Origin of the sequence: Citrobacter sp. R-1.5.2 (assembly GCF_035064245.1) — a bacterium.
Lineage (GTDB): Bacteria > Pseudomonadota > Gammaproteobacteria > Enterobacterales > Enterobacteriaceae > Citrobacter.
On record NZ_JASEYC010000002.1, the window covers coordinates 264455 to 279106 of the forward strand.

General features: G+C 54.5%; 12 protein-coding genes. 11 read left to right on the plus strand and 1 reads right to left on the minus strand.

All coding sequences use genetic code 11. The annotated features are described in order from the left end of the window. Window position 1 precedes the first annotated feature (1 nt). The 9 genes from napC (at window position 2) to QMN38_RS05310 (ending at window position 6954) form a co-directional block, all read left to right on the plus strand. A complete protein-coding gene (gene napC / locus QMN38_RS05270) occupies window positions 2-604 on the plus strand; it encodes a cytochrome c-type protein NapC (protein ID WP_005129332.1) in 603 nt (200 codons plus the stop codon). 13 nt (window positions 605-617) lie between these two features. Beyond that, on the plus strand, window positions 618-1235 hold the full coding sequence (gene ccmA / locus QMN38_RS05275) for a cytochrome c biogenesis heme-transporting ATPase CcmA (RefSeq protein ID WP_086523394.1): 618 nt from the start codon (window positions 618-620) through the stop codon (window positions 1233-1235). Next, entirely contained in the window at window positions 1232-1891 is a 660-nt protein-coding gene (gene ccmB / locus QMN38_RS05280; RefSeq protein ID WP_005129323.1) for a heme exporter protein CcmB, read from the plus strand. The genes ccmA and ccmB overlap by 4 nt, the downstream gene beginning before the upstream one ends. 88 nt (window positions 1892-1979) lie before the next feature. Further along, a complete protein-coding gene (locus QMN38_RS05285) occupies window positions 1980-2717 on the plus strand; it encodes a heme ABC transporter permease (RefSeq protein ID WP_271440097.1) in 738 nt (245 codons plus the stop codon). Next, window positions 2714-2926, plus strand: a complete 213-nt coding sequence (ccmD, locus tag QMN38_RS05290; RefSeq protein ID WP_020996676.1) for a heme exporter protein CcmD — start codon at window positions 2714-2716, stop codon at window positions 2924-2926. The genes QMN38_RS05285 and ccmD overlap by 4 nt, the downstream gene beginning before the upstream one ends. Then, on the plus strand, window positions 2923-3402 hold the full coding sequence (ccmE, locus tag QMN38_RS05295) for a cytochrome c maturation protein CcmE (protein WP_005129319.1): 480 nt from the start codon (window positions 2923-2925) through the stop codon (window positions 3400-3402). The genes ccmD and ccmE overlap by 4 nt, the downstream gene beginning before the upstream one ends. Next, on the plus strand, window positions 3399-5354 hold the full coding sequence (locus QMN38_RS05300; protein WP_323604653.1) for a heme lyase CcmF/NrfE family subunit: 1956 nt from the start codon (window positions 3399-3401) through the stop codon (window positions 5352-5354). The genes ccmE and QMN38_RS05300 overlap by 4 nt, the downstream gene beginning before the upstream one ends. Continuing rightward, window positions 5351-5908, plus strand: a complete 558-nt coding sequence (gene dsbE / locus QMN38_RS05305; protein WP_005129316.1) for a thiol:disulfide interchange protein DsbE — start codon at window positions 5351-5353, stop codon at window positions 5906-5908. The genes QMN38_RS05300 and dsbE overlap by 4 nt, the downstream gene beginning before the upstream one ends. Beyond that, the gene (locus tag QMN38_RS05310) at window positions 5905-6954 is read left to right on the plus strand and encodes a cytochrome c-type biogenesis protein CcmH (RefSeq protein WP_271440095.1); all 1050 of its coding nucleotides are present in this window, start codon (window positions 5905-5907) and stop codon (window positions 6952-6954) included. The genes dsbE and QMN38_RS05310 overlap by 4 nt, the downstream gene beginning before the upstream one ends. A 95-nt stretch (window positions 6955-7049) precedes the next feature. On the opposite strand, the gene narP is transcribed toward QMN38_RS05310, so the two are convergent. After that, the gene (narP, locus tag QMN38_RS05315; RefSeq protein WP_202038243.1) at window positions 7050-7697 is read right to left on the minus strand and encodes a nitrate/nitrite response regulator protein NarP; all 648 of its coding nucleotides are present in this window, start codon (window positions 7695-7697) and stop codon (window positions 7050-7052) included. Between the two features lie 597 nt (window positions 7698-8294). Between narP and QMN38_RS05320 the strand changes: the two genes are divergently transcribed. Together QMN38_RS05320 and QMN38_RS26955 are read left to right on the plus strand one after the other, a co-directional pair. Next, window positions 8295-9932 (plus strand): ShlB/FhaC/HecB family hemolysin secretion/activation protein, encoded by a 1638-nt coding sequence (locus QMN38_RS05320; protein ID WP_323604745.1) that lies wholly within the window; start codon window positions 8295-8297, stop codon window positions 9930-9932. Window positions 9933-9944: 12 nt separating this feature from the next. After that, window positions 9945-14642 (plus strand): two-partner secretion domain-containing protein, encoded by a 4698-nt coding sequence (locus QMN38_RS26955; RefSeq protein WP_416348255.1) that lies wholly within the window; start codon window positions 9945-9947, stop codon window positions 14640-14642. Window positions 14643-14652: the final 10 nt, after the last annotated feature.

Consider the following 14652-nt stretch of genomic DNA (forward strand, 5'->3'; position numbering starts at 1 on the left):
TATGGAAAATTCTAACCGTAAACCAGGCTGGATTAAGCGCGTCTGGCAATGGTGGCGTCGCCCCAGCCGTCTGGCGCTCGGCACGCTGTTGTTAATCGGCTTTGTGGGCGGCATTATTTTCTGGGGCGGCTTTAATACCGGTATGGAAAAGGCCAATACTGAAGAGTTCTGCATTAGCTGTCACGAAATGCGCAACACGGTATACCAGGAATATATGGAAACCGTACACTACAACAACCGCAGCGGTGTGCGCGCGACTTGCCCTGATTGCCACGTACCTCATGAGTGGGGCCCGAAAATGATCCGCAAAATCAAGGCCAGCAAGGAGCTGTACGCGAAAGCACTGGGGTTGATAGATACACCGCAAAAATTTGAAGACCACCGTTTATCGATGGCGCAAAATGAATGGCGGCGTATGAAAGACAATAATTCGCAAGAGTGTCGGAACTGTCACAACTTCGAGTTTATGGATTTAACCGCCCAGAAAGGCGTAGCGGCTAAAATGCATGACCAGGCCGTGAAAGAAGGGCAAACCTGTATTGACTGTCATAAAGGGATAGCACACAAACTGCCAGATATGCGCGAAGTCAAACCGGGCTTTTAACAGGATGTAAATAATCAGGATGCTTGAGGCCAGAGAACTGCTCTGCGAGCGAGATGACAGAATACTGTTTAGCGATCTGTCATTTCGCGTCAATGCAGGGGAATGGGTACAAATTACCGGGAGTAATGGCGCAGGGAAAACCACCTTGTTGCGGTTGCTTACCGGGCTGGCTCGTCCTGACGCCGGAGAGGTTTGCTGGCAAGGGAAATCGCTGCACCAGGTGCGGGACAGTTACCATCAGGAACTGCTGTGGATCGGACATCAGCCGGGGATAAAAACCCGGCTTTCGGCGTTGGAGAATCTGCGGTTTTTCCATCACGATGGCGATTGTCTGGCGGCGCTGGCGCAGGCAGGTCTCGCTGGATATGAAGATATTCCTGTTAATCAACTCTCTGCCGGACAACAGCGGCGCGTGGCACTGGCTCGCCTCTGGCTGACCCGCGCGCGACTGTGGATCCTCGATGAACCCTTTACGGCAATTGATGTGCACGGCGTTGAGCGACTGACTCAGCGCATGGCACAGCATACAGAGCAGGGGGGTATTGTGATCCTTACCACGCACCAGCCTCTGGGTGTTGAGACCGATAAAGTGCGACGTATTGCGCTGACCAGCGAGAGGGCCGCGCAATGATGTGGCAAATCTTCCGTTTAGAACTGCGGGTTGCGTTCCGTCATAGTGCAGAGATCGCCAATCCGTTATGGTTTTTCCTGATCGTCATAACCCTGTTCCCGCTCAGCATAGGGCCGGAGCCACAGCTGCTGGCGCGTATTGCACCGGGCATTATCTGGGTTGCCGCATTGCTGGCATCATTACTGGCGCTGGAACGTTTATTTCGGGATGACCTACAGGATGGCAGCCTCGAACAATTGATGCTGCTGCCATTGCCGCTACCGGCCGTGGTGCTGGCGAAGGTAATGGCGCACTGGGTTGTAACTGGTTTGCCGCTGCTGATCCTCTCGCCGCTGGTGGCATTGCTGCTGGGAATGGATATGTATGGTTGGCAAATTATGGCGCTGACGTTGCTGCTTGGAACGCCGACGCTGGGTTTTCTCGGCGCACCTGGCGTGGGACTGACGGTGGGGTTAAAACGCGGTGGCGTGCTGTTGAGCGTGCTGGTACTCCCGCTAACCATTCCATTGTTGATTTTTGCGACCGCTGCGATGGACGCCGCCTCGATGCACTTACCCGTTGAAGGGTACATGGCGATTCTTGGAGCTCTACTGGTAGGAAGCGCCACGTTAAGTCCCTTTGCGACGGCGGCGGCGTTACGTATCAGCGTGCAATAGCGCAGATATGACTTGTAGGCCGGACAAGGCGAAGCCGCCCTCCGGTAAAACGGAAATTTACTAATTTATTGAGTCTGGTGACTGAACTATGTGGAAAACACTTCATCAACTGGCGATGCCCCCACGTCTCTATCAGATCTGTGGCTGGTTTATCCCATGGCTGGCGATTGCCAGTGCAGTGGTTCTGGTAACAGGATGGGTTTGGGGATTTGGCTTCGCGCCAGCGGATTATCAGCAGGGGCAAAGCTATCGCATCATCTATCTGCACGTCCCGGCGGCAATCTGGTCGATGGGCATTTACGCGTCGATGGCGGTTGCCGCATTTATCGGCCTGGTCTGGCAAATGAAAATGGCCAATCTGGCGCTGGCAGCGATGGCGCCAGTTGGCGCAGTGTTTACCTTTATTGCACTGGTGACGGGCTCTGCATGGGGAAAACCGATGTGGGGAACCTGGTGGGTCTGGGATGCCCGACTCACTTCTGAGCTGGTGCTGTTGTTTCTCTATGTTGGCGCCATTGCGCTGTGGCATGCCTTTGATGATCGTCGCATGGCGGGACGAGCAGCCGGTATTCTGGTACTGATTGGTGTCGTGAACTTACCGATTATCCACTATTCGGTCGAGTGGTGGAACACGTTGCACCAGGGGTCGACCCGCATGCAGCAAAGTATTGATCCGGCGATGCGTACGCCACTGCGCCTGGCGATCGTCGGCTATCTACTCCTGTTTGTCACGCTGGCGCTGATGCGCATGCGTAATCTGATTTTATTGATGGAAAAACGCCGCCCGTGGGTGAGTGAACTGATCTTAAAAAGAGGCCGCCAATGACCCCTGCATTTGCATCATGGAGTGATTTTTTCGCGATGGGCGGTTACGCCTTGTATGTCTGGCTGGCTGTGGCCATGAGCGTTATCCCGCTGGTGGTGCTGGTGCTGCATTCTGCACTACAGCATCGCGCAATCTTACGCGGCGTGGCGCAGCAGCGGGCGAGAGAAGCGCGCATGCGTGCGGCGCAAGTTCAACGGGAGGCGGCGTGAATATTCGACGTAAAAATCGGCTATGGATAGCCTGTGCGGTGCTGGCGGGCCTGGCATTGACCATCACGCTGGTGCTCTACGCGCTGCGTTCCAATATCGATTTGTTCTATACGCCGGGAGAAATACTCTACGGCAAGCGCGAAACTCAGCAGATGCCGGAAGTCGGTCAACGCCTGCGCGTTGGCGGAATGGTTATGCCGGGTAGTGTGAAGCGCGATCCGCAGTCGCTGAAAGTTAACTTCAGCATCTATGACGCCGAAGGCGTGGTGGATGTGACTTATGAAGGTATCCTGCCGGATCTGTTCCGTGAAGGGCAGGGCGTCGTTGTTCAGGGGGAACTGGATCAGGGAAATCATGTGCAGGCCAAAGAAGTCCTTGCCAAACATGATGAAAATTACACCCCGCCGGAAGTTGAAAAAGCGATGCAGGAGAACCACCGTCGCCCGGAAAGTGTTTATAAGGATAAAACGTCATGATGCCTGAAATTGGCAATGGGCTACTGTGTCTGGCACTCGGCGTTGCACTATTGCTGTCGGTTTATCCGCTGTGGGGTGTTGCGCGTGGCGATGTCCGGATGATGGCCTCTGCGCGCCCCTTTGCCTGGGTGTTGTTTATCTGTGTGATGGGTGCGTTTCTGGTGCTGGTAAACGCATTTGTGGTCAATGACTTTACCGTGACCTATGTCGCCAGCAACTCCAATACGCAACTTCCGGTCTGGTATCGCGTCGCCGCGACATGGGGCGCGCATGAAGGCTCACTGTTGCTGTGGGTGCTGCTGATGAGCGGCTGGACGTTCGCAGTGGCGCTTTTCAGCCAGCGGATGCCGCTGGATATCGTCGCCCGCGTACTGGCGGTGATGGGCATGGTCAGCGTCGGCTTCCTGCTGTTTATTCTGTTTACCTCCAACCCGTTTTCCCGCACGCTTCCGGACTTCCCGATAGAAGGGCGTGACCTTAATCCGCTGTTGCAGGATCCGGGGTTGATCTTCCATCCGCCATTGCTGTATATGGGCTATGTCGGTTTCTCTGTGGCTTTTGCTTTTGCCATTGCCGCACTGATGAGCGGGCGTCTGGATAGCACCTTTGCCCGTTTTTCCCGTCCGTGGACGCTGGCGGCATGGGTGTTTTTGACACTGGGTATTGTGCTCGGCTCTGCGTGGGCATACTACGAACTGGGCTGGGGCGGTTGGTGGTTCTGGGACCCGGTAGAGAACGCTTCGTTTATGCCGTGGCTGGTGGGGACTGCGCTGATGCACTCGCTGTCAGTGACCGAACAACGCGCCAGCTTTAAAGCCTGGACGTTGCTGCTGTCAATATGCGCCTTCTCGCTTTGCTTGCTCGGGACGTTCCTGGTGCGTTCGGGTGTACTGGTGTCGGTGCACGCTTTCGCCTCTGACCCGTCGCGCGGGATGTTCATTCTTGCCTTTATGGTGCTGGTTATCGGCGGTTCCCTGCTGCTGTTTGCGGTACGTGGACACAAGGTTCGTTCGCGGGTGAATAACGCGCTGTGGTCGCGTGAATCGCTGTTGCTGGGTAATAACGTGCTGCTGATTGCTGCCATGCTGGTGGTGCTCCTCGGCACGCTGTTGCCGTTGGTGCACAAACAGCTGGGGCTGGGCAGTATTTCAATTGGCGAGCCATTCTTCAATACCATGTTTACCTGGCTGATGGCACCGTTTGCGCTATTGCTGGGGATTGGGCCACTGGTACGCTGGGGACGTGACCGACCGCGGAAGCTGAAAACGCTACTGATTGTCGCGTTTGTTACCACGCTGGTACTGTCCGTGCTGCTGCCGTGGCTGTTTGAAGACCGTATCGCTGCCATGACGGTCGTGGGTATGGCAATGGCATGCTGGATATTTGTGCTGGCGATGTCTGAAGCGTTCCTGCGTATTTCGCGCGGCACAAAGCTGACGCCGAGCTACTGGGGCATGGTTTCAGGTCACGTGGGGCTGGCTGTCACCATCGTCGGTATTGCCTTTAGTCAGAACTACAGCGTTGAACGCGATGTGCGTATGAAGGCGGGCGATAGCGTCGCTATTCATGATTATCAGTTCACCTTCCGCGAAGTAAAAGATATTACCGGACCTAACTATCGGGGGGGCGTGGCCGTGATTGGTGTTACCCGCGACGGCAAGCCGGAAGCGACGCTGCATGCGGAAAAACGTTTTTACAACAGCACCAGTTCAATGATGACCGAAGCGGCGATCGATGGCGGGCTGACGCGTGACTTGTACGCTGCATTAGGCGAAGAGCTGGACAACGGCGCGTGGGCAGTGCGTCTGTACTATAAACCGTTTATTCGCTGGATTTGGGCCGGAGGGTTGCTGATGGCGCTGGGCGGGTTGTTCTGCCTGTTTGATCCACGCTATCGCCAGCGCACACGTCCTCGTGCTGCTGCGCAAAGAAACGCGCCGGAGGCTGTATGAAGCGCAATGCATTGTTAATTCCGTTTATTATTTTTCTCATTATTGCAGCGGCGCTGCTGTGGCAACTGGCACGTAACGCACAGGGAGACGACCCGACGAATCTGGAATCGGCGTTAATCGGTAAGCCGGTGCCGACGTTCCGTCTGGAGTCGCTGGAAAATCCGGGCCAGCATTACCAGGCTGATGTGTTGACGCAGGGGAAACCGGTGCTGCTGAACGTGTGGGCGACCTGGTGTCCGACCTGTCGTGCTGAGCACCAGTATCTGAACCAGCTGTCGGCACAAGGCGTGCGGGTCGTTGGGTTGAACTATAAAGACGATCGTCAAAAAGCCATCGTCTGGCTGAAAGAACTGGGCAATCCGTATGCCTTAAGTCTGTTTGACGGTGACGGTATGCTCGGGCTGGATCTTGGCGTGTATGGTGCGCCGGAAACATTCCTTATCGACGGTAAAGGCATTATTCGCTATCGCCATGCCGGCGACTTAAACGCCAGGGTGTGGGAGAGCGAGATCAAACCATTGTGGGATAAATACAGTAAGGAGGCTGCGCAATGAGGTTCTTTCTGGGCCTGCTGATGCTGGTTATCTCGGGATCGGCGCTGGCCACTATTGACGTGATGCAGTTCAAAGATGAGGCGCAGGAACAGCAGTTCCGTCAGCTTACTGAACAGTTGCGCTGCCCAAAGTGTCAGAACAACAGCATTGCTGACTCTAACTCAATGATTGCCACCGATCTGCGTCAGAAGGTTTACGAACTGATGCAGGAAGGGAAAAGTCAGAAAGAAATTGTCGATTACATGGTGGCGCGATACGGCAACTTCGTGACTTACGATCCGCCGTTGACACCGCTGACTGTGCTGCTGTGGGTGATGCCCGTTGTGGCAATTGGCTTAGGGGGCTGGATTATTTTTGCCCGCTCACGCCGTCGAGTACGAGTGAAGCAGGAAGAATTTCCTGATGATATTACCCCCGACGGTAAACGCGGTGGATTAGGACTCTTTATACCCGGCGTTATCGTGGCGCTGGTGGTGGGCGCGGTGAGCTATTACCAAACCGGTAGCTATAAGCAGGTTAAGGTCTGGCAGCAGGCGACTGCACAGGCTCCGGCGTTGCTGGAGCGGGCGTTAGATCCAAAGGCTGAGCCGCTGAATGAAGAGGATATGGCGCGTCTGGCGCTGGGATTACGTACCCGGCTGCAAACCGATGCCGGAAACGTTGAAGGCTGGATTATGCTTGGGCGCGTAGGCATGGTTCTCGGTAATGCCAGTACGGCAACTGAAGCGTATGCTAATGCCTACCGACTGGATCCTAAAAACAGCGATGCTGCGCTGGGTTATGCGGAAGCGTTGACCCGTTCTTCCGATCCAGATGATAACCGTCGCGGTGGGGAGTTGTTACGTCAATTGGTCAGGAGCGAACATGCGAATGTGCGTGTACTGAGCATGTACGCTTTTAACGCTTTCGAACAGCAGCGCTTCGGTGAGGCGGTTGCGGCGTGGGAGATGATGCTGAAATTATTGCCCGCCAATGATACCCGTCGGACGGTAATTGAGCGCAGCATCAAACAGGCGATGGAACAGCTGGCACCGCAGGAGAAATAAGCGTTCAGATTGCCCGATGGCGCGCAGCTTTCGGGCCTGTGTGGGCCTTGTAGGCCGGATAAGACGCTGAGGCGTCGTATCCGGCATCTTATTGATTACTGCATTCCGCGTGTTTGTAAAAACAGGATGGTGGCGGCAACGCGAGAGCGGACGTTCAGTTTACGCAGCAGGTTGCGGATATGCACTTTCACCGTTTGCTCGGAAATGTTCAGTACAGATGCAATCTGTTTATTCGATAATCCCTGAGCCAGCTCATGTAACACATCCAGCTCGCGTTCGGTGAGTACGCTGAACGGATCTTCCTCAGCGCCAAACAGTTCCCGTTCCCGCAGATAATCGCTGACGCGTTGGCTAAAGGCTTTACCTCCTTTTGCACCAGCGCGAATGGCTTCCAGCAGAACTTCAGGATCGCTGTCTTTAAGCAAATAGCCATCCGCGCCGGCATCAATCAGGGCGTACACATCGCTGGCGGCATCCGAAACGGTCAGAATAATAATTTGCGCAGTAACGCCGTCCCGACGTAGCGCATTCAGGGTATCCAGTCCGCTCATGCCTTTCATATTGAGATCGAGCAGGATCACATCAAGATCCAGACGGTTCGCCAGATCGATAGCACTTGCGCCATCGCCGGCTTCAGCGACAACATCGAATGCGGTATCCAGTTGTAATAATTGACTAATTCCTCGCCGCATGAGTGGGTGGTCATCAACGATCATCACCTTAAAAGGTGTTAATTCAGGCATCTTCTTCTCCTGAGTACTCTTAATTTCGTTATATTCCGGGGCATGGGATAATCCTGATTTATCACGTAGATGATAAGGCAACGTGACCTTACTTTTTACAGGTGCAAATAGTATATCCTGACTCAAAAAGCTCTCATTGGAATTTTTACAAAGAAAACTCTTTATGATTTGAATCAAGGTGGTGGCGGTTTGCGAGACGAAAGAATTCTCGATTTGCTGTTTGACAACATTAATTAAATATCAACATTAACAAGTGGCAATAATAAGCAATGTTGATATTGAAGGTGCAAGTAGTTGGAAGAGAACTCCGCAGACGCCACCCAGGCGGCACGACGTGCGCGACATACTCATCCCAGCGCTCTTCATGCAAATGGGTGACTAGCAATGGGGTTGGGCCAATAGAGTAAGCGTAATTTAACTTAAGAATATAAAAAAACCTAAAATGCAATAGGAATAAAGTGAAAGCGCATTTATTGCCTTTACTTTTGTTTGCATTTTGTGCTTTTTTGGCAAGAGGCGCACAGCTAAGTTCGGTTTCGTACTTTGGGGGATAGGGTGAAGTTCAGGGATGAAAGAAAGTTGGCATTACTGATTGGGATGTTAGTTTTGCCGTTCACCACGGTTTCTGCCGCACCACTCTCTCCTGCGGATCGTAATACCATTCAGCAGCAGCAACAGCAGCTACTTAATGAAAACCAGCGCCAGCGTGAAGAGCTGGAGCGTAGCGTTACGCTGCCCGAAGCCGTCACGTCGAAAATGCCAGCCCCGACTGAAGGGCCGTGTTTTATGATTTCGCGCATTGATATTGACGGCGCAACGACGTTGTCCGCCGCTGCCTCGGCAAAGCTTACCGCACCGTGGGTGAATCAATGCCTGGATATTCCTCGCCTGACGGAACTGACAAATGCAATTTCCGACTGGTATATCAGCCGAGGTTACATCACCAGTCGTGCCTTTTTAACCGAACAGGATCTCTCCTCTGGGGTGCTGCACATTGCGGTGCTTGAAGGAAAATTGCAGCAAATACGTCTGGAAGGTGTCCCATCGCGCACGCTGAAAATGATCTTTCCGGGGCTGGAAGGAAAGATTCTCAATCTGCGTGACATTGAACAGGGTATGGAGCAGTTGAACCGGGTTCGCCAGACGCCGGTGGAAATTGAAATTTTGCCGGGCAGCCAGCAGGGGTTATCAATAGTTAATCTGAGCGCCACGCCTGAATTCCCCGTTAACGGCTCCGTCAGTTTTGATAACAGCGGACAAAAGAGTACCGGTACCGGACAACTGAGCGGGGCATTATTTTTCAATAATATGCTTGGGCTGGCGGATAAATGGTTTATCAGCGGCGGGCGTAGCAGCGATTTTTCCAGCAGTAAAGATGCGCAGAACGTTGCCGCTGGCGTGAGTGTTCCTTACGGCTACGGATTGCTGGATTACAGCTACAGCTGGAGTAACTACCTCAGCACCATTGATAACAATGGCTATGCCTGGCGCTCCACCGGTGACAGCGAAACCCATCGTCTGACCGGCTCCTGGGTTTTGTTTCGCAACGGTGAGATCAAAACCGCAGCATCGCTGGGTCTCACGCATCGAATCAATCGTAACAGATTGAATGATGTCCTGCTGGAAACCAGTAGCCGCAAGCTTTCCAGCGTTTCGCTGGGTATCAACCATACACAAAAAATTGCTTCCGGCGTTGCGACGTTTAACCCCTCATTCACCCAGGGCGTGCCGTGGTTTGGCGCAGAGGATGACAATGATAAACAGGGTGATGTGCCAAAGGCAGAATTTCGCAAGTGGAGCGTCAGCGGCAGTTTTCAGCGCCCGCTGACAGAAAGACTGTGGTGGCTGAGCAGCCTCTATTTTCAATGGTCACCGGACCGCCTTTACGGCAGCGAACGCCTGACGCTGGGCGGTGAAACATCGGTACGTGGCTATAAAGAACAATACATTTCAGGAGATAACGGCGGCTACTGGCGCAACGAAGTGAATTATTCGCTGTTTACGCTGCCGGTGTTGGGACAGATTGGCGCGATAGCGGCATTCGACGGCGGCTGGCTGAAACAAGATAGTGTTGACAGGTATGCTTCCGGCACGTTGTGGGGGGCCGCGCTGGGATTAACCAGCTCAGGGCGCTGGTTCTCCAGTCAGTTTACCGTAGGAACGCCAGTGAATTATCCGGACTGGCTGGCACCGGATCATCTCAATGTGTATTACCACGTTGCGGTGGCATTTTAAGGAACAAGGATGATGAAAAAGGATCAGGTGCGTTTCTCCCAGCGTTTGCTAAGTGGCATGTTGAGTTTCCTGCTGGCTACCCAACCGCTGCTCCCGGCGATGGCTGCCGCCATCACGCCTGAAGGCAATACGCAGATGGATAAAGCCGCCAATGGTGTTCCGGTGGTGAATATTGCCACGCCGAACCAGTCCGGGATTTCACACAACAAATATAACGACTACAACGTGGGAAAAGAGGGGCTGATCCTCAACAACGCGACCGGGCAATTTACCCAAACCCAGCTCGGCGGCATCGTCCAGAATAACCCGAACCTGCGTCCCGGAAAGGAAGCGTCAGGGATCATCAACGAAGTTACTGGCGCTAACCGTTCGCAGCTTCAGGGCTATACGGAAGTGGCGGGTAAAGCGGCGAACGTGATGGTCGCCAACCCGTATGGCATCACCTGTAACGGCTGCGGTTTTATCAACACGCCTAACGCCACCCTGACTACCGGTAAACCGGTGCTGGATGCTAACGGTAACCTGCAGTCGCTGGATGTGAGCAAAGGCAGCATTACCATTGAAGGCAAAGGGCTGGATGGAAGCCAGAGCGATGCGGTGTCAATTATTGCCCGCGCCACGGAAATTAACGCTGCGCTACACGCCAAAGATCTGAATGTTATCGCCGGGGCGAATCGCGTTGCGGCGAATGGCCAGACGAGCCCGCTGAATGGCGAAGGGGATGCACCGAAAATTGCGGTAGACACCGGCGCATTAGGTGGGATGTACGCTAACCGTATTCATCTGGTCTCCAGCGAGAAAGGGCTGGGAGTCAACCTCGGGAATCTGAATGCCCGTCAGGGTGATATCACCCTCAATGCTAACGGGAAATTAACGATCGGCAACAGTCTGGCAAACGGTGGTCTTTCCGCCAGTGGCGAAGGCGTCACGTTGACCGGCAACCATAAGACTGCAAGCGGGATGGTCATCAACAGCACCGGGGCGTTAGCGCTACAAGGAGCAAATCTCTCCAGTGGCGCAAACGTGCAGTTGGGTAGCGATGGCAAGATGACGATCGAGGGTGGCGGGATTGCCGCAGTTGGCGAGTTGCACGTGGCTGCTAAACAGAATGTAGCCGTTGCCGCAACCACTCTGGTTAGCCAGAAAAACACCTCACTGCGCAGTGACGGTTCGCTGACAATCAACGACGGTAGTCTGACCAGTAAAGAAAAACTGGATGTCGCGAGTACTAATGGGCTGACGCTGACCCGCTCCACGCTAGGGAGTGATGCTGATGTTAGCCTTAACAGTCACGGTAATCTGTCGGCTAAAGGGGGATTGCTCTCTGCAGGTAACGGACTCACGCTGAAGGCGCAGCGCATAGCGCTGGATAACGCCAGTCGGGCCGATGCGAAAGGAGCATTAAGCCTGGCCGGTAGCGAAATGAACAATCAGGGACAGGTCAATGCGGGAGGCGCATTGTCTCTTTCCGGTGACCACCTCGTGAATGGTGGTCAACTGGCGGCAAACGGCAGTCTTGATGCTTCTGTCAGCCGTCTTAGCAACACAGGTCTGATGCAGGGTAACAGCGTATCGGTCCATAGCGGGGCGCTGGATAATAAGGGCACGCTGGCGAGCGGGAGCCAGCTTTCAGTACAGACAACAACGCTGAACCAACAGGGGATCCTAAGCGCGAAAAACGATGCGGATATCCGGGCTGATGCCACGCTGCGTAATAGTGGAAAGTTGCTCTCTGATGGCACTCTGGCGGTTCAGGCCGCGTCAGTTGAACAATATGGCGTCCTCTCTGGCAACCGGGGGGTGACAGTCAATGCTGAAAACCTCAACGCCGCGAAAGATTCGCTGATCGCCGGACAACAGGGCATACAGTTAAACGCTGCGCAAAACCTGAACCTGAACGGTCAGGTTAATGCCGCTGGTGCGCTTAACGTAGGCGCAAAGCAGCTGACTACTGGCAAGGACGGTCATCTGCAGAGCGGTCTGGACCTTGCGATTACCGGCAACAGCGTCACACTGGACGGTGTACAGGCGGCAAAAGGTTCGCTGGACGTAACGGCGGACAGGCTCAGTCATGGCGGAAAATCCACCGGCACACGCGTTGGTTTCAGCGCGCAGCAGTCAGTTGATAACCAGGGTGAACTGCTGGCCGATACCCTGACGCTCAGCGCGGCGACGCTGACTCATAGCGGTAGCGCCAGCGCTGAACGCATCTCGATTATTGCACCTGAAATGCTGACCAGCAGCGGCTCTCTGGTAGCCGACACGTTAACGCTTCGCAGTCAGCATGTTGTGAACAGCGGCCTGATGCAGGGCAACGCAGCATTGGATCTGCAGATTGATACGTTAGATAACCTTAGCGGCGGTTCGCTCTATGCCCGGCGTTCTCTGGCGCTGGATATACCGTATCTGACCAACCATGGGCTAATTACCACCGACGGTTCATTGCACCTCAACGGTCGCCAGTTGGTTAATGGCGGAGAAATTAATGGCGTTAATCTGCAAAGTGAATATGCGACGGTAAAAAACGAAACCGCGGGGCGCCTGCTGGCGGACACGTCATTATCTGTTAACGGACAGCAGACAGATAACCTCGGACTCATGGCCGCCGATACGCTCGTGCTGAACAGTCAGGACGTGAATAACGACGGGAATGTGTTGTCGGTGGGTGAATTGAGCCTGAAGAATCAGACCCTCCACAACACCGGTTTGCTGCAGGGCGGCACGCTGAATCTGGAAGCAAATACGTGGCAAAACAGCGGTAATGCGTTAGGTGAAGCGGGGGTAACGGCGACAGTACACGACGTGTTCACTAACCAGGGCAAGGTACTCAGTCAACAAGGTATGACCGTGCATGCCGCCAGTGCGAATAACAGCGGAATGCTGGCGGCGAAGGTGCTGGCATTACACGGCGATCTCAGCAACAGTGGGATCCTGCAGGGAAATCAGGCGCTCGCCTGGGATGGCAATCGCTTCACTAACCTTGCGGGTGGGCAGGTAACCAGCGGCGAAGCGTTGCATCTTAGCGGAAAGCGTATCGACAACGATGGCCAACTGGAGGCCCGTACGGCGGCGATTACGCTGGACATCCTGCGGAACGGCGGCAGCATTCAGGCTCAGAATAGCCTGAAGATCACTGCCAGCGAGCGACTGGACAATCAGGGAGCGCTGCGCAGTCTGAATCTGTTCGAACTGGCTGCAGCGCAGTTGTTTAACGACAAAACGATTGCAGCAAAATCCCTTAGCATTTCCGCGCCGGAGCTTATGAATAACGGCACTGTGCAGGGTAATTCGGTGCTACAGCTCGCCACCCGCAATCTGTTTAATGGTCAGCAGGGACAACTGGTTAGCGGCGCGGGGCTGGATTTAGGCCTCGATACGCTGGAAAACCACGGTCTGCTGCTGACGAATACCGACTTCACGCTGCACGGCAGCACATTAATTAACGCCGGTGATATTCAGGCCGATTCCCTGGACCTGACGCTGGCAAACTCAGTTGAAAACCAGGGTAACCTGGTGGCGAAACAGGGGGCGTCGATAAATACCGCCTCTCTGGATAACCGCGGTACGCTGGCGGCGAAAAGTGTCACTCTGGATGGAAAATCCATCCGTAACAGCGGTCTGGTTCAGGGTAATGACAGTACCTCGGTTTCTGCGAATACCTTCACCACGGATGCCACAGGCAAATGGCTGGCCGGTAATGCGCTGTTGGTGCATACCGGTGCGATGGAAAACGCCGGCATACTGCAGGGCGATGTCCTGACATTCACTGCCGGCTCGCTGAATAACAGCGGCGTGCTTAACGGTTTACATGGCCTGGAAGGCAAGCTATCCGGGCGACTTATCAACCCCGGACACATTCAAAGTGGCGGCGCACTGACGCTGAGGGCTGATGATATCAACAGCGCCGGCCGTATTGCCGGTGACAGGCTGACACTTGCAGCCTCGATGTTAAACAATACAGGTCTGTGGCAGGGGACAAACGGACTGGCCCTGTCTGGCGATGTACTCACGACGGGCATAACATCCCGTACGCTGAGCGGCGGCGCGTTGACCTTTGATGCCAGCAGTATAACGACGCAAGGAACGCTGCAGGGGCAGCAACTTACGCTGACCGCTGATGACTGGCTGCACAAAGGCTCGCTGATAAGCCTGGGTAATCTGACGGCGACTGTAAACAACGGCCTTACCACGTCAGGCGATGTGATGAGTCATGGCGGAATGTCACTGACCGCGCAGCAGCTTGATAACAGCGGAAAGCTGCTCAGCGAAAGCGACGTAACGCTCGACGGCGCACAGCTTGATAACAGCGGCACGGTACAGGGAAAGACCCTGACCCTGCAGCAAAACCGGATCCACAACCAGGGCGCGCTGACCGGCCTGCAAAGCCTGACGCTGGAAGCACGTCAGCGTCTGATGGCGCGCATGGCGATGGCTTCACCGCAACAGGAATTGATTAACGCAGCAGGCGGTTCACTGCTGACGCAGGGTACGCTGAAACTCACTTCTGGCGATGTGACGAATAATGGTACATGGCAGGGGCAGTCGATTCAGCTCAATGCGCAAACGCTGACAAACAATGGGGCAATACACAGCGCCGACGCCCTGCAGCTTACGCTCGCGAATAACCTGACTTCCACAGCGGGCAGCAAAATTACCGCGCTGGGTAACGCGACGCTACAGGCGCTTTCTCTGACTAACTCCGGGCAATGAACGGCGAAAA

Coding starts and splice junctions, on each gene's coding strand:
- napC (WP_005129332.1), top strand. CDS start 2: ATGGAAAATTCTAACCGTAAACCAGGCTGGATTAAGCGCGTCTGGCAA.
- ccmB (WP_005129323.1), top strand. CDS start 1,232: ATGATGTGGCAAATCTTCCGTTTAGAACTGCGGGTTGCGTTCCGTCAT.
- QMN38_RS05285 (WP_271440097.1), top strand. CDS start 1,980: ATGTGGAAAACACTTCATCAACTGGCGATGCCCCCACGTCTCTATCAG.
- ccmD (WP_020996676.1), top strand. CDS start 2,714: ATGACCCCTGCATTTGCATCATGGAGTGATTTTTTCGCGATGGGCGGT.
- QMN38_RS05300 (WP_323604653.1), top strand. CDS start 3,399: ATGATGCCTGAAATTGGCAATGGGCTACTGTGTCTGGCACTCGGCGTT.
- dsbE (WP_005129316.1), top strand. CDS start 5,351: ATGAAGCGCAATGCATTGTTAATTCCGTTTATTATTTTTCTCATTATT.
- QMN38_RS05310 (WP_271440095.1), top strand. CDS start 5,905: ATGAGGTTCTTTCTGGGCCTGCTGATGCTGGTTATCTCGGGATCGGCG.
- narP (WP_202038243.1), bottom strand. CDS start 7,697: ATGCCTGAATTAACACCTTTTAAGGTGATGATCGTTGATGACCACCCA.
- QMN38_RS05320 (WP_323604745.1), top strand. CDS start 8,295: ATGTTAGTTTTGCCGTTCACCACGGTTTCTGCCGCACCACTCTCTCCT.
- QMN38_RS26955 (WP_416348255.1), top strand. CDS start 9,945: ATGAAAAAGGATCAGGTGCGTTTCTCCCAGCGTTTGCTAAGTGGCATG.